The 20,374-nt window shown below is 73.6% G+C and carries 17 protein-coding genes and 1 pseudogene; 12 read left to right on the top strand and 6 right to left on the bottom strand.

Annotation, left to right across the window (positions count from 1 at the left end; translation table 11 throughout):
- Positions 1–62: 62 nt before the first annotated feature.
- Genes D3A59_RS20095 through D3A59_RS20075 form a run of 5 tightly spaced genes read right to left on the bottom strand, consistent with a single transcriptional unit; the run spans position 63 to position 6,016 of the window.
- Positions 63–983 (bottom strand): ABC transporter permease, encoded by a 921-nt coding sequence (locus tag D3A59_RS20095; protein ID WP_119157114.1) that lies wholly within the window; start codon positions 981–983, stop codon positions 63–65.
- On the bottom strand, positions 983–2,107 hold the full coding sequence (locus D3A59_RS20090; RefSeq protein WP_119157113.1) for an ABC transporter permease: 1,125 nt from the start codon (positions 2,105–2,107) through the stop codon (positions 983–985). The genes D3A59_RS20095 and D3A59_RS20090 overlap by 1 nt, the downstream gene beginning before the upstream one ends.
- A complete protein-coding gene (locus D3A59_RS20085; protein ID WP_119157112.1) occupies positions 2,094–3,632 on the bottom strand; it encodes an ABC transporter ATP-binding protein in 1,539 nt (512 codons plus the stop codon). The genes D3A59_RS20090 and D3A59_RS20085 overlap by 14 nt, the downstream gene beginning before the upstream one ends.
- A 54-nt stretch (positions 3,633–3,686) precedes the next feature.
- Positions 3,687–5,057 carry a guanine deaminase gene (gene guaD, locus D3A59_RS20080; protein ID WP_119157111.1) on the bottom strand — a complete coding sequence of 457 codons (1,371 nt, stop codon included), beginning with the start codon at positions 5,055–5,057 and terminating at the stop codon, positions 3,687–3,689.
- A complete protein-coding gene (locus tag D3A59_RS20075; RefSeq protein ID WP_119157110.1) occupies positions 5,054–6,016 on the bottom strand; it encodes a LysR family transcriptional regulator in 963 nt (320 codons plus the stop codon). The genes guaD and D3A59_RS20075 overlap by 4 nt, the downstream gene beginning before the upstream one ends.
- 137 nt (positions 6,017–6,153) lie before the next feature.
- On the opposite strand from D3A59_RS20075, the gene xdhA reads away from it, so the two are divergent.
- From xdhA to D3A59_RS20055, 4 genes are all read left to right on the top strand, one after another.
- Entirely contained in the window at positions 6,154–7,635 is a 1,482-nt protein-coding gene (gene xdhA, locus D3A59_RS20070) for a xanthine dehydrogenase small subunit (protein WP_119157109.1), read from the top strand.
- Positions 7,636–7,657: 22 nt separating this feature from the next.
- A complete protein-coding gene (xdhB, locus tag D3A59_RS20065; RefSeq protein WP_419187267.1) occupies positions 7,658–10,009 on the top strand; it encodes a xanthine dehydrogenase molybdopterin binding subunit in 2,352 nt (783 codons plus the stop codon).
- The gene (gene xdhC / locus D3A59_RS20060; RefSeq protein ID WP_119157107.1) at positions 10,006–10,809 is read left to right on the top strand and encodes a xanthine dehydrogenase accessory protein XdhC; all 804 of its coding nucleotides are present in this window, start codon (positions 10,006–10,008) and stop codon (positions 10,807–10,809) included. The genes xdhB and xdhC overlap by 4 nt, the downstream gene beginning before the upstream one ends.
- Positions 10,810–10,905: 96 nt before the next feature.
- Positions 10,906–11,937, top strand: coding sequence for a radical SAM protein (locus tag D3A59_RS20055; RefSeq protein ID WP_119157106.1), 1,032 nt, complete (start codon positions 10,906–10,908; stop codon positions 11,935–11,937).
- 10 nt (positions 11,938–11,947) lie between these two features.
- Here D3A59_RS20055 and gdhA read toward each other — a convergent pair whose 3' ends face one another.
- Positions 11,948–13,291 carry an NADP-specific glutamate dehydrogenase gene (gene gdhA, locus D3A59_RS20050; protein WP_119157105.1) on the bottom strand — a complete coding sequence of 448 codons (1,344 nt, stop codon included), beginning with the start codon at positions 13,289–13,291 and terminating at the stop codon, positions 11,948–11,950.
- A gap of 243 nt (positions 13,292–13,534) precedes the next feature.
- On the opposite strand from gdhA, the gene D3A59_RS20045 reads away from it, so the two are divergent.
- The 8 genes and pseudogenes from D3A59_RS20045 to D3A59_RS20010 form a co-directional block, all read left to right on the top strand.
- Positions 13,535–13,735: a hypothetical protein gene (locus D3A59_RS20045; RefSeq protein WP_119157104.1), complete on the top strand. Its 201-nt coding sequence runs from the start codon at positions 13,535–13,537 to the stop codon at positions 13,733–13,735.
- Positions 13,732–15,072, top strand: coding sequence for a DUF2325 domain-containing protein (locus tag D3A59_RS20040; protein WP_119157103.1), 1,341 nt, complete (start codon positions 13,732–13,734; stop codon positions 15,070–15,072). Before D3A59_RS20045 ends, D3A59_RS20040 begins: the two co-directional genes overlap by 4 nt.
- An 82-nt stretch (positions 15,073–15,154) precedes the next feature.
- Positions 15,155–15,790, top strand: a complete 636-nt coding sequence (locus D3A59_RS20035; RefSeq protein ID WP_119157102.1) for a sigma-70 family RNA polymerase sigma factor — start codon at positions 15,155–15,157, stop codon at positions 15,788–15,790.
- 1 nt (position 15,791) lies between these two features.
- Entirely contained in the window at positions 15,792–16,484 is a 693-nt protein-coding gene (locus tag D3A59_RS20030; protein ID WP_119157101.1) for an anti-sigma factor, read from the top strand.
- Positions 16,485–16,613: 129 nt separating this feature from the next.
- Entirely contained in the window at positions 16,614–18,140 is a 1,527-nt protein-coding gene (locus tag D3A59_RS20025; RefSeq protein WP_119157100.1) for a DUF4331 domain-containing protein, read from the top strand.
- 13 nt (positions 18,141–18,153) lie between these two features.
- Positions 18,154–18,441, top strand: coding sequence for a hypothetical protein (locus D3A59_RS20020; RefSeq protein WP_119157099.1), 288 nt, complete (start codon positions 18,154–18,156; stop codon positions 18,439–18,441).
- A gap of 68 nt (positions 18,442–18,509) precedes the next feature.
- Positions 18,510–19,754, top strand: coding sequence for a hypothetical protein (locus tag D3A59_RS20015; protein ID WP_119157098.1), 1,245 nt, complete (start codon positions 18,510–18,512; stop codon positions 19,752–19,754).
- Positions 19,751–20,374 (top strand): annotated as a pseudogene (locus tag D3A59_RS20010) (HupE/UreJ family protein); the annotation flags it as partial. The gene D3A59_RS20015 and the pseudogene D3A59_RS20010, both read left to right, overlap by 4 nt.

The following is a 20,374-nucleotide window of genomic DNA, read 5'->3' as shown; positions in this document are numbered from 1 at the left end:
AACTCCAGTGAATCGATGAGTGGGGGGAAACGCGAATTATCTATGGGGGCTGCGCGCGGCGCTCAGGAGCCGGGGAAGAAGGGCTTGCCCAGCGAGGCCGGCATGTTGACGCGGATCCAGGTCGGGTTGCGCGAGATCAGCACCAGCACGACGATGGTCGCGAGGTAGGGCAGCATCGTCAGCCACTGGCTCGGGATGTCCACGCCCTGCCCCTGCAGGTGGAACTGCAGCATCGTCACGCCGCCGAACAGGTAGGCGCCGAGCAGCACGCGCGCCGGCCGCCAGGTGGCGAAGGTCGTGAGCGCCAGCGCGATCCAGCCCTTGCCCGCGACCATGCCCTCGACCCACAGCGGGGTGTAGACCACCGACAGGTAGGCGCCGGCCAGGCCGCACAGCGCGCCGCCGACCGCCACCGCGGCGAGCCGGATGCGCCTGACGGGATAGCCCAGCGCATGCGCCGACTCGGGCGACTCGCCCACCGCGCGCAGCACGAGGCCGGCGCGCGAGCGGTAGAGGAACCAGGCGAGGCCCGCCGTCAGCGCGATCGCGAGGTAGACCATCGGATGGTGGCGGAACAGCGCCGGCCCGAGCAGCGGGATGTCGGCGAGGAAGGGAATCTCGAAGTGCGGCCGCGCCGAGAGCTTCTCCTGGGTGTAGCGGATGCCGACGAAGGCCGAGAAGCCCGCGCCGAAGAGGCTCAGCGCCAGGCCCGAGGCGTACTGGTTGGTGTTGAGCCAGATCACCAGCGCGCCGAAGAGCGCGGCGAGCAGCGCGCCCGCGCCCGCGCCGGCCGCGAAGGCCAGCAGGTCGCTGCCGGTGTGCACGGCGGTGGCGAAGCCGGCGACCGCGGCGACGAGCATCATGCCCTCGGCGCCGAGGTTGACGATGCCCGAGCGCTCGTTGATCAGCAGTCCGAGCGCGGCGATCGCGAGCACGGTGCCGGCGTTGAGCGTCGCGGCGATGAGCAGGGCGAAGCTCTCCATCAGCGGGTCTCCGTGGGTCGGGCGTCCGCCGCGACGGCGGCGGCGGGCCGGGTGGCCGGGGTGGACGGCACGCGCGCCCAGCGCAGCCGGTAGTGGATCAGCGTGTCGCAGGCCAGCAGCGAGAACAGCAGCAGGCCCTGGAACACGCCGGTGATCGACTTGGGCAGGCCGAGGCGCGACTGCGCGAGCTCGCCGCCGATGTAGAACATGCTCATCAATATGCCCGACAGCACGATGCCGACCGGGTGCAGCCGGCCGACGAAGGCGACGATGATCGCGGCGAAGCCGTAGCCGGCCGAGACGTGCGGGGTGAGCTGGCCGAGCGGTCCGGCCGCCTCCAGGCCGCCCGCGAGGCCGGCCATCGCGCCCGACAGCAGCAGCGCCGTCCACAGCGCGCTGCGCGACGAGAAGCCGGCGTAGCGCGCCGCCGCGGGCGCGAGGCCGCCGACCTGCAGCTGGAAGCCGGCATAGGTGCGGAACATGAACAGCCAGAAGGCCGCCACGGCCGCGAGCGCGATCAGCACGCCGATGTTGACGCGAAAGCCCGGCAGCAGGCGCGGCACCTGTGTCGACTTCAGAAAGCTGATCGTCTGCGGGAAGTTGAAGCCGCCCGGGTCCTTCCAGGGCCCGTAGACGAGGTAGGCGAGCAGCATGTCGGCGACATACACCAGCATCAGGCTCACGAGGATCTCGTTGGCGTTGAAGCGGTCTCGCAGCAGCGCGACGATGCCGGCCCACAGCAGGCCGCCGAGCATGCCGGCAGCGAGCACCGCGACGACGATCCAGCGCCCGGTCTCGGGCGTGGCCTGCATCGCGACGCCGCCGGCGAAGATCGCGCCGAGGATGTACTGGCCCTCGGCGCCGATGTTCCAGACGTTGGAGCGGAAGCACACCGCGAGGCCGAGCGCGATCAGCACCAGCGGCGTGGCCTTCACGGCCAGCTCCGACCAGGCGTAGGCGCTCTTCACCGGCTCCCAGAAGAACATCTGCAGGCCGCGCAGCGGGTCCTTGCCGAGCACCATGAACAGCACGACGCCGATCAGCACCGTGATCGCCAGCGCGATCAGCGGCGAGGCCATCGACATCGCGCGCGACGGCTGCGGCCGCGCCTCAAGCTTGAGCATGCATCTTCTCCGTGCTCGCCCCGCCGGCGTCGGCGGCGGGCCACAGCCCGCTCATCCACGCGCCGATCTGTTCCACCGTGGCCTCGGCCGCCGGCACGACGGGCGACAGTCTTCCCTTCGCGATCACGACCAGCCGGTCGCTGATCTCGAACAGTTCGTCCAGTTCCTCGCTGACCACCAGCAGCGCGCAGCCCGCGTCGCGCAGCGCGAGCAGCTCGGCGCGGATCTGCGCCGCCGCGCCCACGTCCACGCCCCAGGTCGGCTGCGCGACGATCAGCACCTTCGGTCGGACCTCGATCTCGCGGCCGACGAGGAACTTCTGCAGGTTGCCGCCCGACAGGCTCTTGGCGGCAGCGTCCGGGCCGCCCGCCTTGACGTTGAAGCGCGCGATCAGGTTCTCGGCCAGGCGCCGCACTTCGCCGGTGCGGATCCAGCCGCCGCGCGACACCGCCTCGGTGCGCGTGAGCAGCGTGTTCTGCGCCAGCGACAGCGTCGGCACCGCGCCGCGGCCGAGCCGCTCCTCGGGCACGAAGTGCAGGCCGGCCTTGCGGCGGTGGCGCGGCGACCAGCGCGCGATGTCCTGGCCGAAGAGCCGCACGCTGCCCGGGGCCGCGCGGCGGTCCTCGCCCGACAGCGCGGCCATCAGCTCCTGCTGGCCGTTGCCCGAGACGCCGGCGACGCCGACGATCTCGCCCTCGCGCACCTGCACGCGCACGCCCTCCAGCGACATGCCGAAGGGCGACTGGCGCGGCAGCGTCAGCCCGGCCACCTCGAGCGCCACCGCGCCCGGTGCCGAGGCCTTGTGGCGCAGCTGCGGCGGCTCCGCGCCGATCATCAGCCGCGACAGGCTGGCGTTGGTCTCCCGGGTCGGGTCGACCTCGCCGGTGACGCGCCCGCCCCTGAGCACAGTGCAGTGGTGGCAGAGCGCGCGGATCTCGTCGAGCTTGTGGCTGATGTAGAGGATGGAGCAGCCCTTGTCCGACAGCCGGCGCAGCGTGACGAAGAGCTTCTCGACCGCCTGCGGCGTCAGCACCGAGGTCGGCTCGTCGAGGATCAGCAGCTGCGGGTCGGTCAGCAGCGCGCGCACGATCTCGACGCGCTGGCGCTCGCCGACGCTGAGCGTGTGCACCGGGCGCAGCGGGTCGACGTCGAGGCCGTACTCGCCCGAGACCGCGCGGATGCGCTCGGTGACCTCGGCGAGGCTCATCGACTTGTCGAGGCCGAGCCAGACGTTCTCGGCCGCGGTCAGCGTGTCGAACAGCGAGAAGTGCTGGAACACCATGCTGATGCCTAGAGCGCGCGCCTCCTGCGGGTTGCGCACCGCCACCGGCTGGCCGTTCCAGCGGATCTCGCCCTCGTCGGGGCGGACCGCGCCGTAGATGATCTTCATCAGCGTGGACTTGCCGGCGCCGTTCTCGCCCAGCACGGCGTGGATCTCGCCGGGCGCGACCTTCAGCGACACGCGGTCGTTCGCCCGGACCGCCGGGTACTGCTTGCTGATATGAATGAGTTCGAGTCGCAGCATGGAAAGGATCCCGGTTGCGGGTCGGGGGCCGTTGTCGGGGGAGCGGGCGCGGCTTCAGCCGGCCTCGCGGGCCAGCGGCGGGCGGCGGTAGCGCTCGACGCCGGCCACCCAGGCCGACGCCACGTTGCGCTCGTCGCCGAGCGTCATCCACGCGAACAGACGTTCATGCAAGCCGCGCGCCACCTCCAGGCGGCGCGTCGCGACCGGCCCCATCGCCCAGTCCCAGACGACAAAGTCCGCGAGTGTACCGGCGTCGAAACTGCCGATTTCCCGCGACAGGTGCAATTGCTCGGCCGCGCCGCGCGTGGCGGCGTACAGCCCCTTCCACGCGGTGAGCTTGCGATCAGTCGCGCCGTCCACCAGCGTCGGCACCAGCGCCTGCACCTTGTAGCCGTCGGCGAGCGTGCGCAGCATCGACAGCCCGGTGCCGCCGCCGACGTCCGTGCCGACGTTCACGCGCACGCCCTGCGCTTCAGCCTGCAGCCAGTCGAACAGGCCCGAGCCGATGAACATGTTGCTCGACGGGCAGAAGGCGATCGAGGCGCCCGCCTCGCGCAGCACCGCGCGGTCGGCGTCGTCGAGCCAGATGCCGTGCGCGAACACCGAGCGGTCGGTCACGAGCCCGTGGCGCGCGTAGATGTCGAGGTAGCTGCGCGCTTCCGGGAAAAGCTCGGCCATCCAGCGCACCTCGGCGCGGTTCTCCGCGACGTGGGTCTGCATGTAGACGCCGGGGTAGGACGCGCACAGCCGCCCCGCCATCGCGAGCTGCTCGCGCGTGGAGGTGGCGGCGAAGCGCGGCGTGACGGCATAGGACAGGCGCGCGCGGCCATGAAAACGCTCGATCAGGTCCACGCAGTCGGCCTCGGCCTGCGCGACGTCGTCCCTCAGGCCCTCGGGCGCATGGCGGTCCATCAGCACCTTGCCGGCGAGCAGCCGCATGCCGCGCGCCTCGGCGGCCTCGAACAGCGCCTCGGCCGAGACCTTGTGCACCGTGGGGAAGACCAGCGCCGAGGTGGTGCCCGAGGCGAGCAGCGAGTCGAGGAACAGCGCCGAGCCGCGCACCGCCTCGCCCGCGTCGGCGTAGAGCCCCTCGGCGGGGAAGGTGTAGGTCTCGAGCCACTCGAGCAGCTCGGTGCCGAAGCTCGCGATCACGTCGAGCTGCGGCGCGTGCACGTGCGTGTCGATGAAGCCCGGCATCACGAGGCGCCCGCGCTCGTCGACGCGCAGCCAGGATGCGTCGAGCGCCGCGTCCGTCGGCTCGGCGCCGACCACGCGGCCGTCCTCGACCAGCAGCCAGTGGTCGGGGCGGAAGCGCGCCGCGGCACCCGGCTCGACCGCCCAGCCCGGGTCGGCGGTGAAATCGAGCAGGTCGCCTCGGACCGCGAGGCGCCGCGGCGCGGGGCCGGCAGGAGTGTCCTGATTCATGTCGTTCTCCGTTGCGCGAGCCGGCGCGCGACCTCGCGCACCTGCTCGCGGAACCAGCGGTGCGCCGCCGACGCGTGCGTGCGGTCGTGCCAGAGCTGGTAGTAGTTCATCGGCGGGAAGGCCACCGGGCAGCGCACCACGCGCAGCGGCAGCGCATCGAGGTAGCGCTGGCAGAACTGGCGCCCGGTGGTCAGCACCAGCAGGCTCGCGGCCACCATCTGCGGGATCTGGCCGAAGTGCGCGCTGCGCACCGTGACGCGGCGTTCGAGCCCCAGCGAGGCGAGGTGCGCGTCGATCACGCCACGCGCGGCCGCGCCGCTGTGCAGCGGCATCGGCGCGACATGCTCGCAGGCGAGGTAGCGCTCCACCGTCCACTGCCGCGGCGCGCGCACCGCCGGGTGGTCCGCGGCGACGAGGCAGACCACCTCGTCGGTGAGCAGCCGCCCGAGGTGCAGCTCCTCCGGCGGCTCGAGCCAGTTGCCGATCACGAGGTCCACTTCGCCCGACGCGAGGCTGCGCCGCACGTCGAACTGCGCGGTCAGCGGCTCGATGTCAAGCCGCACCGCAGGCGCGGCGCGCTTCACGTCGGCGACGAGCCGCGGCAGGAACAGCGGGTCGAGGTAGTCGCTGGCCGCGATGCGGAAGGTACGGTCGCTCGCCGCCGGCTCGAAGGCGCGGCTGCGCCCCGGCGCGCCGAACAGGCGGTCGGCCTCGCGCAGCAGCGCCCCCGCGGGCTCCAGCAGGTCCAGCGCCAGCGGCGTGGGCACCATGCCGTTGCCCGAGCGCACCAGCAGCACGTCGCCGGTGAGCTCGCGCAGCCGGCGCAGCTGCGCGCTGAGCGCCGGCTGCGTGGCGTTGAGCTTCAGGGCCGCGCGCGAGACGCTGCGTTCGGTGATCAAGGTGTGGAGGACCCGGACGAGGTGTAGCTCGATCTTCCCGAATTCGGCCTGCGCCGTCATATGCCCACCCCCATATCCATCATTCGCATTCTCGTATACGGCGGGCCGGCCCCGGGTGTAAGGTCGCCGCATCGCCCCGCTTTCGCGGTGGTGCGCCTCTTGCTTTTCCACCCTCTCCTGACTTTCCCTAGGTTCCCATGCAAACCCGAGCGATCCGATTCATCCGCGGCGGCGAGGTCGTGAGCCTTTCCGATGTGCCGCCGAGCCGCACGCTGCTCGACTGGCTACGCGACGAGGCCGGCGCCACCGGCACCAAGGAGGGCTGCGGCGAGGGCGACTGCGGTGCCTGCACCGTCGTGCTCGGCGAGCCCGACGGCGAGCGGCTGCGCTTTCGCACCGTCAACAGCTGCATCCGGCTGCTGAGCTCGATCGACGGCTGCGCGCTGTGGACGGTCGAGGACCTGCGCGCCGCCGACGGCACGCTGCACCCGGCGCAGCAGGCCCTCGTGGACTGCCACGGCTCGCAGTGCGGCTTCTGCACGCCGGGCTTCGTGATGTCGATGTTCGGCCTCTACCAGCAGCGCGTGGCCTGCGCGGCGCCGCAGCCGGTGACGCGCGAGGTCGCGCAGGAGGCGCTGTCGGGCAACCTGTGCCGCTGCACCGGCTACCGGCCGATCCTCGACGCGGCGCAGCGCATGGCCGACTACCCGCTGCGCGCCGTCGACGAGGCGGCGGTGCTGCGGCAGCTGCACGAGCTGCGGGAGCTGAACGGCGCCGGGCAGGGCCTGACCGCCGCGTCCGCCGCCGGCACCGCGCTGCGCCCGGCCACGCTCGCCGAGCTGCTGGCGGCACGGCGCGAGCACCCCGACGCGCAGGTCGTCGCCGGCGCCACCGACGTCGGGCTGTGGATCACGAAGCTGCACCAGCGCTATGCGAAGACGCTGGACGTGACCGGCGTGACGGAGCTGCAGCGCATCGACGAGGCCGGCGGCGTGCTCGAGATCAGCGCCGCGGTGCGCCTGTCCGACGCCTTCGACGCGCTCGCGGCGCAGCGCCCCGAGATCCACGCCTTCGCCGCGCGCTTTGCCGGGCTGCCGGTGCGCGAGTCCGGCACGCTCGGCGGCAACATCGCCAACGGCTCGCCGATCGGCGACTCGATGCCGCTGCTGATCGCTTTAGGCGCGCGCATCCGGCTGCAGAGCGAGGTGCGCGGCGTGCGCGAGATGGCGCTCGAGGACTTCTACGTCGGCTACCGGCAGACGCGGCTCGCCCCCGACGAGCTGCTGACCCACATCCTGGTGCCCGCCCCCGCGCCGGGCGAGATGCTGAAGGTCTACAAGGTCTCGAAGCGCTTCGACGACGACATCTCGGCGGTCTGCCTCGCGCTGCGGCTGCAGCTGCGCGACGGCCGGGTGCACGACGCCGGCATCGGCGCGGGCGGCATGGCCGCCACCCCGAAGCGCGCGGTGCAGGCCGAGGCGGCGCTGGTCGGCCGCCCCTGGGACGAGGCCACCGTGCGCGCCGCCGCCGACGTGCTGCAGCGCGAGTTCACGCCGATCTCCGACATGCGCGCGACGGCCGACTACCGGCGCACCGTCGCGGCCCACCTGCTGCTGCGCGCCTGGATGGAAAGCAAGGGCCGGACGGTGCGCGTGGAGGACCTGACATGCCTGGGCTGAGCCGCCCGCCGCTGCCGCGCGCCTGCCCTCCCCACCGGAGCCCGACATGAACGCCCCCGACAAGCTGAACCTCGCGGCGAGCGCCTGCGGCGCGCCGCTGCCCCACGAGAGCGCGCGCGCGCAGGTCTGCGGCGCCGCCACCTACGTCGACGACCTCCCCGAACTGCGCGGCACGCTGCACGCCGCGCCGATCCTGAGCCCGGTGGCGCACGGCCGCCTGCGCGGCCTCGACACCGCTGCGGCGCTCGCCGCGCCCGGCGTCGTGACCATCGTCGCCGCCGCCGACATCCCCGGCGACCCGGTCTTCGCCGCCTTCACGCACGACGAGCCCATCTTCCCGTCCGGCGAGGTCGAGTACCTCGGCCAGGTGCTGGGCCTGGTCGTCGCGCGCACGGTCAACGAGGCGCGTGCCGCCGCGAAGCTCGCGCGCGCCGACATCGAGCCGCTGCCGGCGATCCTCACCATCGACGAGGCGCTGGCCGCCGGCAGCGAGGTCGCGCCGACCATCCACGTGCAGCGCGGCGACGCCGTCGCGGCGCTCGAGGCCGCGCCGCACGTGCTGCACGGCAGCTTCGCGGTCGGCGGCCAGGAGCACTTCTACCTGGAAGGCCAGGTCGCCTACGCGGTGCCGGGCGAGCAGCAGACCTGGACCATCCACAGCTCCACGCAGCACCCGGGCGAGGTGCAGCACTGGGTCGCGCAGGCGCTCGGGCTGCGGGCCCACGACGTCGAGGTGAAATGCCGGCGCATGGGCGGCGGCTTCGGCGGCAAGGAGACGCAGGCCGGGCACCTCGCGGTGTGGGCTGCGCTTGCGGCAAGAAAGACCGGCCGCCCGGTCAAGATGCGCCTGGAGCGCATCGAGGATTTCCTCGTCACCGGCAAGCGCCACCCCTTCGCCTACCGCTGGTCGGTCGGCTTCGACGACGGCGGCCTCATCAAGGGCCTGCGGCTGGAGATGGCGTCGAACTGCGGCTTCTCGGCCGACCTCTCCGGCCCGGTCAACGACCGCGCGATCTTCCACGTCGACAACTGCTACTTCCTGGAAAACGTCGAGATCCGCTCGCACCGCTGCAAGACGCACACGCAGAGCGCCACCGCCTTCCGCGGCTTCGGCGGCCCGCAGGGCATGATCGTGATCGAGCACATCGTCGACGACATCGCGCGCACGCTCGGGCTCGATCCGCTCGAGGTGCGCCGGCGCAACTTCTACGGGCCCGGGCGCGACGTCACGCACTACCGGATGCGCGTCGAGGACAACATCGCGCCCGAGCTGGTCGCGCGGCTGGCCGCCGACTGCGGGTACGAAAGACGCCGCGCCGCGATCGACGCGTGGAACGCGACCAGCCCCGTCATCAAGCGCGGCCTCGCCCTCACGCCGGTGAAGTTCGGCATCTCCTTCACCGCGACGATGTTCAACCAGGCGGGCGCGCTGGTGCACGTGTACGAAGACGGCACGGTGCAGATCAACCACGGCGGCACCGAGATGGGCCAGGGCCTGCACACCAAGGTCTGCCAGCTCGTCGCCGACGAGCTCGGCCTGCCCTTCGAGCGCGTGCGCATCAGCGCCACCGACACCAGCAAGGTGCCCAACGCCAGCGCCACCGCCGCGTCGAGCGGCACCGACCTCAACGGCCGCGCCGCGCAGTTCGCCGCGCGCCAGGTGCGCGAGCGGCTCGCGCGCTTCGTCGCCGAGCGCGACGGCTGCGCGCCGGAGGCGGTCGTGTTCGCACAGGGCTGCGTGACGACGCCGAAGGGCGTGCAGAGCTTCGCCGAGCTGGTGCACGAGGCCTACGTCGCACGCATCCAGCTCTGGTCCGACGGCTTCTACGCGACGCCCAAGATCCACTACGACAAGCACACGCTGTCGGGGCGGCCCTTCTACTACTTCTCCTACGGCGCGGCCTGCACCGAGGTCGCGATCGACACGCTCACCGGCGAGAACCGGGTGCTCGGCGTCGACATCCTCCACGACGTCGGCCGCAGCATCAACCCGGCGCTCGACATCGGCCAGATCGAGGGCGGCTTCGTGCAGGGCATGGGCTGGCTCACCACCGAGGAGCTGGTCTGGAACGAGGCCGGCAAGCTCACGACGCAGGCGCCGAGCACCTACAAGATCCCGGCGGCGAGCGACGTGCCCGAACACTTCAAGGTGGCGCTCTGGCCCGAGGCCAACCGCGAGGACAACGTGCACGGCTCCAAGGCGGTCGGCGAGCCGCCCTTCATGCTCGCGATCAGCGTGTTCGAGGCGATGCGCGACGCGGTCGCGGCGGTCGCACCAAGCCGTGCTGACCCGGTGCGCATGGACGCGCCGGCCACGCCCGAGCAGGTGCTGCGCGCGGTGCAGCGACGCCTCGAGCCGGCCCAGCGGCCTTGAACGCGCTCAAGCACACCGCCGCCGGCTGGCTCGCCGCGGCGAGGCCGGCGGTGCTGGTCGAGGTCGCCGCAGTGCGCGGCTCGGCGCCGCGCGAGGCCGGCACGCGCATGCTCGTGTCGGCCCGGGGCGTCGCCGGCACGATCGGCGGCGGCCACCTGGAGCTGGAGGCGATCCGGCTCGCGCGCGAGCTGCTCGATCGGCCCGGCGCGCTGCCGCTCGCGCGCGACTACGCGCTCGGCCCCAGCCTCGGCCAGTGCTGCGGCGGCGCGGTACGGCTGCGCTACGCGGCGCTCGACGCGGGCGAGCTCGCGCGCTGGCCCGACGAGGTAGCGCTCTTTCACCTGCAGCTGCACGGCGCCGGCCATGTCGGCCGCGCGATCGCCCGGCTGCTCGCGACGCTGCCCTGCCGCGTGCAGTGGATCGACGAGCGCGAGGAGGAATTCCCGAGCGACTGGGCGGAGTGGCCGGCGCACATCGAGCGCGTCTGCGTCGACGCGGTCGAGGCCGAGGTGGATGCGGCGCCGCCGGGCGGCTTCTTCCTCGTGATGACGCACAGCCACGACCTGGACCTGCGCCTCGTCGAGGCGGTGCTGCGCCGCGGCGACTTTTCCTATTGCGGGCTGATTGGCTCGAAAACGAAGCGCGCGCGCTTCCTGCACCGGCTCGAGGAGCGCGGCGTCGCGCCGGACGCGATCGCGAGGCTGACCTGCCCGATCGGCGTGCCGGGCATCACGGGCAAGGCGCCCGAGGTGCTCGCGGTCGCGGTGGTCGCGCAGCTGCTGCAGGCGGCCGGCGGCTGAGCGCCTGCCGGGGGCGGCAGTCCCCGCGACGCGGGCGGCGCCGGTAACGGGCACGCCGCCTGCCGCAGCGGCAGCATCTCTTTGCACCGTCCGCCGATGAGCCCGACTGCCACCGCCCTGCCCTCCGCCTCCCCCGACCCGCTCGCGCCGCCGCTGCCGCGCTTCGCGCAGATCGAGCCGATCGGCCGCTGCAACCTCGCCTGCCGCATGTGCACCGTCAACGAGCGCGGCGACACGGTGGCCGAGATGAGCCTGGCGCAGTTCCGCGCGCTGCTCGACCGGATGCCCGGGCTGGAGGAGCTGCACCTGCAGGGCCTCGGCGAGCCGATGCTGCACCCGCAGTTCTTCGAGATGGTCGAGCTCGCCGCGTCGCGCGGCATCCGCGTCTCGGCCAACACCAACGCGACGCTCGTGACGCCCGAGCGCGCGCGGCGCTGCGCGGAGAGCGGCCTCGCGGTGCTGTCGGTCTCGCTCGATGGCGCCAGCCGCGAGGTCTACGAGGCGGTGCGGCGCAAGGCCAGCTTCGCGAAGGTGCTGCGCAACCTCGACCGGATCGTCGCCGCGCGCGACGAGGCCGGCAGTGCGCTGGAGCTGCGCGCGGTGATGGTGCTGATGCGCGGCAACCTCGACGAGCTGCCGGCGCTCGTCCGGTTGCTGCACGAGCACCGCGTGCCGACGCTGCTGGTGCAGCGCCTCTCCAGCGACCTCGCGCAGCCCGGGCTGCCCTCGCGCTACATCCCGATCCGCAGCTACGTCGAGTCGGCCGAGCTGGGGCTCGCGGAGCTGCCGCGCGCGCGCGTCGTGTTCGCCCGTGCGCGCGAGCTCGCGGCGAGCCTCGGCGTGACGCTGCACCTGCCGCGGCTCGAGCCGCGCGCCGGCGGCGGCGGGCGCTGCAGCTGGCCGAGCGAGCAGCTCTACGTGACGGCCGCCGGCGAGCTGCTGCCCTGCTGCATGGTCGCGACCGCCGACCGCGCGAGCTTCGGTCGCGTGTTCGAGCCCGGCGAGGACGCGCCGCGCCTGCTCGAGCGCTGGCACGGCCGCGAGGCGCAACTCTTCCGCGGCGCGCTCGCCGCCGGCGAGCCGCCCTCGGTGTGCCGCGGCTGCGCGCTCTACCGCGGCATGTTCTGACGCGCCGGGCTCACCAGACACCCTGCGCCGTCATCGCGTCGGCCACCTTCACGAAGCCGGCGACGTTGGCGCCGTCGACGTAGTCCACCGAGCCGTCGCCGAGCGTGCCGTAGCGCACGCAGCTCGCGTGGATGTGCGCCATGATCTGGCGCAGCCGCATGTCCACCTCGCCGCGCTCCCAGGGCAGGCGCTGCGCGTTCTGCGCCATCTCCAGCCCCGAGGTCGCGACGCCGCCGGCGTTGGCCGCCTTGCCCGGCGCGAACAGCACGCGCGCGGCACGGAACACCTCCACCGCCTGCAGCGTCGAGGGCATGTTGGCACCCTCGGCGACGCACTTGACGCCGTTCTTCACCAGCTCGCGCGCGTCCTCGCCGTCGAGCTCGTTCTGCGTCGCGCAGGGCAGCGCCACGTCCACCGGCACGCCCCAGGGCCGCTTGCCGGCCTCGAAGCGCAGCCCGCGCGCCGCGGCGTAGTCGGCGACTCGCCCCATCTGCTCGTTCTTCACGTGCATCAGGTGCGAGAGCTTCTCGGCGTCGAAGCCGTCCTCGTCGATCGCGGTGCCGCCCGAGTCGGACACCGTGACGACGCGCCCGCCCAGCTCCAGCACCTTCTCGATCGCGTACTGCGCGACGTTGCCCGAGCCCGACACCGACACGCGCAGGCCCTCGAGCGACATGCCATTGCGCTCGAGCATGTCCTCGACGAAGTAGACCAGCCCGAAGCCGGTCGCCTCCGGGCGCAGCAGGCTGCCGCCGAAGGACAGGCCCTTGCCGGTGAAGACGGCCGAGGCATTGTTGCTGAGCTTCTTCATCATGCCGGCCATGAAGCCGACCTCGCGCGCGCCGACGCCGATGTCGCCGGCCGGCACGTCGGTGTCGGGGCCGAGGTGGCGATGCAGCTCGAGCATCAGCGCCTGGCAGAAGCGCATCACCTCGCCGCGGCTGCGGCCCTTCGGGTCGAAGTCGCTGCCGCCCTTGCCGCCGCCCATCGGCAGCGTCGTCAGCGCGTTCTTGAAGGTCTGCTCGAAGCCGAGGAACTTCAGGATCGACAGGTTCACCGACGGGTGAAAGCGCATGCCGCCCTTGTAGGGGCCGATCGCGCTGCTGTGCTGCACGCGCCAGGCGCGGTTGACCTGCGTGTCGCCGTTGTCGTCCACCCAGCAGACGCGGAACTGGATCACGCGCTCGGGCTCGACCAGGCGCTCGAGCAGGTCGGCCTCCGCGTAGCGCGGGTTGGCGGAGATGAAGCCCCACAGGCTGCCCATCACCTCCTGCACGGCCTGCAGGAACTCGGGCTGGTCGGGATCGCGCGCGCGCACGGCGGCGAGGAACTGGTCGAGGTCGCGATATTTCATCAACGGTTCTCCTGCTGTGTCCCAGGGGGATTGTGTCGCCCGGCGCCGAGCCGCGGCACCGGGGAATCCGCCTGCCCGGCAGATGGCGTGCCGCCGCGCCGGCCGGCAAGGTCGGACATCTTGCAATTGCGAATCATTCGCAATTAAGATGCTCCGCATGCGTGGGCAGCAGCCGCCGCCACTTCCCCGCCGAACGTCCCCCGGGCGCGACCCGGATCCGAGACACCGAGACAGGAGACTGCGATGCCACGCACCGAACTGTGGGCCGGCGCCCTGAGCCTGGTCCTGCACCACGACCTCACCGGCTGCGCGCAGGCCGCGCGGCGCGCCGCCGCGCTGCTGGAGCGCCTGTCGGCGCTGCCGGAGGTGGACGCCGGCACGCGCGAGCTGTGCGAGCGCATGTGCGACAAGCTCGCGGACCGCGCGCAGGGGCTGCCGGCATGAGCGCCGCCCATCCCTTCGGCGGCCTGAAGGCACTGGCCGCGCTGCATGGCGGGCCCGGCGAGCTGCCGGCCCTGCCGGCGCCGGACGCGCCCCCGGCTGCCGCGGCGGCGCGCCGCCGCAAGCTCTGGGAGCTCGAGGACAAGCACCACTGCCCGGTGGTCGGCACCTGCCTGCCGATGGACGAGCTGCAGCGCTTCGCGAAGCGCTTCGGCTTCCACGCCAGCCTGCGCGACGAGTTCGCGCTGCACGTCGAGGCGGTGGGCCGCTCGCGCACGCGCAACCCGATGTCCGAGGCGCTGCAGAAGTACCTCGACCGCAAGTACGCGCTGGCGATCCGCCGCTTCGAGTCGGCACGCAGCGACGCCGAGGTGGCCGCGCTCTGGCAGGAGCACCTTGCGCGCGGCGACGTGGCCGGGCCGCTGTGGGCCGCCTGCTGCCACAAGGCGAGCAGCCCCGAGACGCGCCAGCGCCTCTATGCCGACGTGCACATGCTGTCGCACCAGGTGGGCGCGGGCCAGGCCGCCGACGCGCGGCGGCTCGGCCACCTGGAGGCCGAGAACGCGCAGCTGCGCCACGAGCTGGCCGCCGAGCGCCTGCAGCGTGCGCACCTGCAGGCGAGCTGGCGCGACCACGCGCTCGCGCTGGAGGCGCGCACGGGCAGCCTCGCCGAGCAGGCCGCCGAGGCGCAGCGGCTGCGCGAGCGGCTCGCGCAGTTCGAGTCCGGCGAGATCTTCGCCGACATGTCGCGGCGCCTCGACGCGCTGCGGCGCAGCCACGAGCAGCTCTGCGCCAACGCGCAGCGGGTGTGGGAGCTGCAGCGCACGCTCGAGGCGGCGCGCGAGGAGGCCGAGCGCCTCGCGGCCGAGCGCGACACGCTGGCCGCCGAGCGCGATGCGCTCGAGCAGCTGCTGCTGGCGCGCGACGCCGATGCCGACGAGGCTGCGCCGCCCGGCGCAGCGGCCTCCTGTGCCGCGGGCGGCAGCGCGCCGAACTGCGTGCTGTGCGTGGGCGGGCGCACGCCGCTGCTGCCGCAGTACCGCGCGCTCGCCGCGCGGCTCGGCATCCGGCTGATCCACCACGACGGCGGCCAGGAGGAGGCGCTGTCGCGCCTGCCCGACCTGATCCACAGCGCCGACGCGGTGCTCTGCCCGACCGACTGCGTCAGCCACTCCGCCTACTACCAGCTCAAGAACCACTGCAAGCGCAGCGGCAAGCCCTGCCTGCTGTTCCGGGGCTCGGGCGTGTCGAGCTTCGCGCTGGCGCTGGCGCGGCTGTCGGGCGGGCAGTCGAGCCTGTCCGCCGCCGCCGAGGCCGCGGAGCCGCTGCGCCTGTCCTGAGCGCGCGGCCGCGGGCCCCGGCAAGCGCGGCCGCACGCAGCTGCCTAGAATCCGCCCACCTTCGGCGACGGCAGCAAACCGCATGAGCATCCGCAACGAGGACTGGAGCGAGCGCAGCCGCGAGCTGGCGCGGCTGCTCGCGCGCGTCAAGCTCGGCGACCGCGAGGCCTTCGCCGCGCTCTACCGCCACACCAGCGCGCATCTGTTCGGCGTCGTGCTGCGTATCAACCGGGACCGCGCGCAGGCCGAGGAGGTGCTGCAGGAGGTCTACGTCAAGGTCTGGCGCTCCGCGCAGGGCTTCGACACGATGCTGGGCCAGCCGCTCACCTGGCTGACCCGCATCGCGCGCAACGGCGCGATCGACAGCCTGCGCCGCCGCCAGGCCGAGCCGCGCACCGTGAGCACCGCGCAGGAGGACCCCGATGACGAGAACGGACGCGACATGCTGAATTCGCTGGCCTCCGAAGACGCCGGCCCGCTCCAGGCGCTGCTGCAGGCGAGCGAGGCGCGCCGTCTCACGCACTGCATGCAGGACCTCAGCCGCGAGCAGCAGCAGTGCATCGCGCTCGCCTACTACCAGGGCCTGTCGCATGCGGAGCTGGCCGAGCACCTGGTCCAGCCGCTCGGCACCGTCAAGAGCTGGGTGCGGCGCGCGCTCGTCGCGCTGAAGTCCTGCCTGGTGAAGGCGGTCGAGCGCGAGACGGCGAAAGGGGGCTGAGATGGACTACGGCCGCCCCGCCCTCGCCGACCGGCTCGCCGCCGAATACGTGCTCGGCACGCTGCGCGGCCCGGCGCGCCGCCGCTTCGAGGCGCTGCTGCCCGCGCACCCCGCGCTGCGCGCCGCAGTCGCGTTCTGGCAGTCGGGGCTCGAGCCGCTGGCCGGCAGCATCGAGCCGGTGCCGCCGCCACCCGCGCTGTGGCCGCGCATCGAGCGGCAGCTGTTCGGCGCCCCCGCGCCCGCCGCGGTGCCGCGCTGGTGGCAACGGCTCGGGCTGTGGCAGGGGCTGGCCGGCAGCGCGCTCGTCGCGACGCTCGCGCTCGGCCTCGTGCTGATGCAGCCGCCTCCGGCGCAGCCGCCGATCGTCGTCGTGCTCGACCCGAACCCGCAGGCGGGCGGCGTCGCGGCGGCGAACTTCGTCGCGAGCATCAGCGCCGACGGCCGCGCGCTGGTGCTGCGCCCGGTCGGCCCGGTGAGCGTCTCTGCGGAACGGGCGCTCGAGCTGTGGGCGGTGCCGGCGGACGGCGCGCCGCGCTCGCTGGGCCTGGTGTCGCCGCAGCAGGGCGCCACCGTGGTGCAGCCGCGCCTGCTGCAGGGCACGGCCGCGTTCGCGGTCAGCCTGGAGCCGCCCGGCGGCTCGCCGACCGGCGCGCCGACCGGCCCGATCGTCTCGGTCGGCAAGCTGCGCCTCTGACGCCGCCGCGGCCGGCCGCGCGGCGCCGGCAATGCCCCCTCCGGCCTGAGGGGGAAAGAAGCCGCCGCATCCGGCCCGCATCCCCCTGCGTAAGGGACATCTCCCCGCCCTCAACCCTGGGAGATCCCGATGCTTGCTTCCCTTCGAACCCCTGCGCTCGCGATGGCGCCCGTCGCGCTCGCGATCGGCCTGCTCGGCGGCGCCCACGCCTCCAGCCACCGCGAGGCGCCCTTCATCACCACCGTGCCGAAGGTCGACGCCACCGACTTCTACATGTTCCGCAGCTACGCCAGCGGCGACGACGGCTACGTCACGCTGCTCGCCAACTACCTGCCGCTGCAGGACCCCTACGGCGGGCCGAACTACTTCTCGCTCGACCCGAACGCGCTGTACGAGATCCACGTCGACAACGACGGCGACAACCAGGAGGACCTCACCTTCCAGTTCCGTTTCAGGAACGAGCTCGCCGGCGGCGACGGCGTGGCGCTGAACATCGGCGGCAAGGACGTCGCGATCCCGCTGATCCAGGCCGGACAGGTCACCGCCCCCGGCGCCGACACGCTGAACCTGCGCGAGAGCTACAGCGTCACGCTGGTGCGCGGCGGCAGCCGCAAGGGCACGGCCCGCATGCTGACGAACACCAGTGGCGGCGGCACGAGCTTCGTCAAGCCCGTGGACCACATCGGCACGAAGACCCTGCCCGACTACGCCGGCTACGCGGCGCGCCACGTGCACAGCGTCAACATCCCCGGCTGCACGATGCCGGGCAAGCTCTTCGTCGGCCAGCGCCAGGACCCCTTCGCGGTGAACCTCGGCGCGATCTTCGACCTCGTGAACGTGCCGAGCGCCGGCTTCATCATCAACCCGGCCAACAAGGGCGCCGCGCCGAACACGATCGGCGACAAGAACGTCACCACGCTCGCGCTCGAGGTCCACAAGTCCTGTCTGACGAACGGCGACGACGTGATCGGCGCCTGGACCAGCGCCAGCCTGCGCCAGGGCCGGCTGCTCGACGGCTCGCCGGGCTCCGGCCTCCAGGCGAACGAGAAGGCGGGCGGCGCGTGGACGCAGGTCTCGCGCCTGGGCATGCCGCTGGTCAACGAGGTGGTGATCGGCCTGAAGGACAAGGACCGCTTCAACGCCTCCCGACCCGCGAAGGACGGCCAGTTCGCCGACTACGTGACGAACCCGACGCTGCCCGCGCTGCTCGAGATCGCGCTCGCGAGCCCGAACATCGCGCCGACCAACTTCCCCCGCACCGACCTCGTGACCACCTTCCTCACCGGCATCAAGGGCGTCAACCAGCCGCGCTCGGGCAAGGCGCTGTCGGAGATGCTGCGCCTGAACACCGCCACCCCGCCGGTGGCGTTCGCGCAGCAGAAGCGGCTCGGCGTGCTGGAAGGCGACCTCGCCGGCTACCCGAACGGCCGCCGCCCGAAGGACGACGTGGTCGACATCTCGCTGGTCGCGGTGATGGGCGGCCTGTGCATGGCCAACGGCACGGACGACAAGCTCGGCTTCGGCCGCGCGTGCAACCCGCAGGCGGTGCCGCTGAAGGAGAACAGCCTGACGCTGCACGACGCGGTGGACCAGGCGGTGGTGCCGCTGCTGGACCGCTTCCCCTACCTGAACACGCCGCTCCCCGGCGCGAAGTGACAGGAGCGAGGCCATGAACGCATCCAGAACCTTCCTCGCCGCCGCGCTGCTCGCGGCCACCGCCACGCTCGCCGCCTGCGGAGGCGGGGGCGGCGACGGCGGACACGGTCCGGACTCCTCGGGCCCGGTCGCGCTCACCGGGCCGGGCGACGCGCCCGGCAGCGCCGCCCGCTCGGTCTCCGACTTCATCGGCTACCTGATGCAGGTGGCCGGCCTGCAGCCGGAAAACGCCGAGCCGGTGGGCATCGGCGGCCTCGTGCCGCCGGCATCCGAGACCGACGAGCCCGTCCCGCTGTCCTGAGCGGCCCCCGGCCCGCGCGCGGCGGCCCCGGCCGTCGCGCGCCCCACCCCTTCCCCGCTTCGCCCGCCATGCCATCGAACCCGACCTCCGCCCCCCGCCCGCCTGCGGGACGGCGCCTGCGCCGCCTCGCCGCCGCGGCTCTCGCCGCAGCCGCCGCTGCGCTGGCGCACGCGGCGCCCTTCGTCCCCGAGAGCGAGGACAGCGTCGTGCAGACGCTGCGGCCGTCGCTCGGCGGCCCCGATGCCGCCGAGCGACGCGCGCGGCGCGCGGCACAGGCCGCGCTGCAGGCCCGCCCCCAGGACCTGCCGCTCGCGCTGCGGCTCGCCCGCGAGGCGATCGACGAGGCGCGCGCCAGCGGCGACCCGCGCGCGCTGGGCCAGGCCCGCGCCGCGCTCGCACCCTGGTGGGAGCAGCCCGCGCCGCCCGCGCCGGCGCGGCTGCTGCGCGCGATCGTGCTGCAGAGCGAGCACGCCTTCGGCGCGGCGCTGGCGGACCTCGCCGCGCTGGTTTCCGACCCCGACGCGCCGCTGCCCGTGCGCGCGCAGGCGCTGCTGACGCAGGCCTCGGTGTGGCAGGTGCAGGGCCGCTACGCGCAGGCGGCGCAGGCCTGCCGGGAGCTGGGCGGTCCGCGCTTCCGGGCGCTGGGCGAGGCGGTCGCGCTGCCGGCGCGCGCCTGCGAGGCCGAGTTGCTCAGCCTCACTGGCGAGCCGGCACGCGCCCGCGCGCTGCTGGCCGCGCTGGCGCGCGAGGCGGGCCCCGCGCACGCGGCTTGGCTCGCGCTGGTGCGCGCCGAGCTGGCCGAGCGCCAGGCCGACGCCGGGGCCGAGGCGCTCTACCGGCAGAGCCTCGCGGCGGGCGCCGGGGTCTACGAGCTCGGCGCCTTCGCCGACTGGCTGCTCGACCGCGGCCGGCCGGCCGAGGTGCTGCGGCTGCTCGAGGGCCGCGACGGGGCCGACGCGCTGCTGCTGCGCCGGGCCGAGGCGCTGCAGGCGCTGGGCGACCCGCGCGCGGCGGACGCCGTGCGGGAGCTGGCCGCGCGCTTCGATGCGCTGCGCCTGCGCGGCGACGCCACCCACCGCCGCGAGGAGGCGCGCCTCGCGCTGCGCCTGCAGCGCGACCCGCCGCGCGCGCTCGCGCTGGCGCAGGCCAACTGGGCCGTGCAGCGCGAGCCGGCCGACGCGCGGCTGCTGCTGGAGGCGGCCGCGGCGGCCGGGCGGCCGCAGGCCGCGCAGCCGGTGCACGACTTCCTGCGCGAGACCGGCCTCGTCGACCGCCGGCTCCCGGTGTCCGGCCGCCTGGAGGCTTCGCGATGAACGCCCATTCCTTCGGATCGCTGCCGCGGCTGCTCGCCACGGCCCTGCTCGCGCTGCTGTCGCTCGGCGCCGCCGCGCACAAGCCGAGCGACGCCTACCTGTCGCTCGACGCGCGCGGCCAGCGCATCGAGCAGCGCCTGGACATCGCGCTGCGCGACCTCGACCGCGAGCTCGACCTGGATGCGGACGCCGACGGACGCCTCACCTGGGGCGAGGTGCGCGGCCGCTGGCCGGAGATCGAGGCGCTCGCCATGGCGGCGGTGACGGTGCGGGCCGGGGAGCGTGCCTGCGCCAGCGCGGGCGCCGGGCCGGCGATGCTCGACACGCACACCGACGGCAGCTACGCAGTACTGACCCGCACGCTGGCGTGCGACGGCGAGGTGCGCTCGGTGAGCGTGGACTACCGGCTGTTCGCCCGCAGCGACCCGGCGCACCGCGGCATCGTGCGCTGGAGCGGCGCGGAGGGCACCGCGCCGCTGATCGCGGTGCTCGGCCCGTCCTCCCCGGCGCAGCGCTTCGGGACGGGGCCGGACGGCGACGTGCAGGCCGCCGGTTTCCTCTCCTTCCTGCGCGAGGGCCTGCACCACATCGCGATCGGGCTCGACCACATCCTCTTCCTC

Source organism: Caldimonas tepidiphila, assembly GCF_003569765.1.
Lineage (GTDB): Bacteria > Pseudomonadota > Gammaproteobacteria > Burkholderiales > Burkholderiaceae_C > Caldimonas > Caldimonas tepidiphila.
This window is presented reverse-complemented; position numbering and strand designations above follow the sequence as displayed.

Coding starts and splice junctions, on each gene's coding strand:
- D3A59_RS20085 (WP_119157112.1), bottom strand. CDS start 3,632: ATGCTGCGACTCGAACTCATTCATATCAGCAAGCAGTACCCGGCGGTC.
- D3A59_RS20090 (WP_119157113.1), bottom strand. CDS start 2,107: ATGCTCAAGCTTGAGGCGCGGCCGCAGCCGTCGCGCGCGATGTCGATG.
- guaD (WP_119157111.1), bottom strand. CDS start 5,057: ATGAATCAGGACACTCCTGCCGGCCCCGCGCCGCGGCGCCTCGCGGTC.
- D3A59_RS20075 (WP_119157110.1), bottom strand. CDS start 6,016: ATGACGGCGCAGGCCGAATTCGGGAAGATCGAGCTACACCTCGTCCGG.
- D3A59_RS20040 (WP_119157103.1), top strand. CDS start 13,732: ATGAGCGCCGCCCATCCCTTCGGCGGCCTGAAGGCACTGGCCGCGCTG.
- D3A59_RS20030 (WP_119157101.1), top strand. CDS start 15,792: ATGGACTACGGCCGCCCCGCCCTCGCCGACCGGCTCGCCGCCGAATAC.
- D3A59_RS20035 (WP_119157102.1), top strand. CDS start 15,155: ATGAGCATCCGCAACGAGGACTGGAGCGAGCGCAGCCGCGAGCTGGCG.
- D3A59_RS20025 (WP_119157100.1), top strand. CDS start 16,614: ATGCTTGCTTCCCTTCGAACCCCTGCGCTCGCGATGGCGCCCGTCGCG.
- D3A59_RS20095 (WP_119157114.1), bottom strand. CDS start 983: ATGGAGAGCTTCGCCCTGCTCATCGCCGCGACGCTCAACGCCGGCACC.
- xdhA (WP_119157109.1), top strand. CDS start 6,154: ATGCAAACCCGAGCGATCCGATTCATCCGCGGCGGCGAGGTCGTGAGC.
- D3A59_RS20015 (WP_119157098.1), top strand. CDS start 18,510: ATGCCATCGAACCCGACCTCCGCCCCCCGCCCGCCTGCGGGACGGCGC.
- D3A59_RS20020 (WP_119157099.1), top strand. CDS start 18,154: ATGAACGCATCCAGAACCTTCCTCGCCGCCGCGCTGCTCGCGGCCACC.
- gdhA (WP_119157105.1), bottom strand. CDS start 13,291: ATGAAATATCGCGACCTCGACCAGTTCCTCGCCGCCGTGCGCGCGCGC.
- D3A59_RS20055 (WP_119157106.1), top strand. CDS start 10,906: ATGAGCCCGACTGCCACCGCCCTGCCCTCCGCCTCCCCCGACCCGCTC.
- D3A59_RS20045 (WP_119157104.1), top strand. CDS start 13,535: ATGCCACGCACCGAACTGTGGGCCGGCGCCCTGAGCCTGGTCCTGCAC.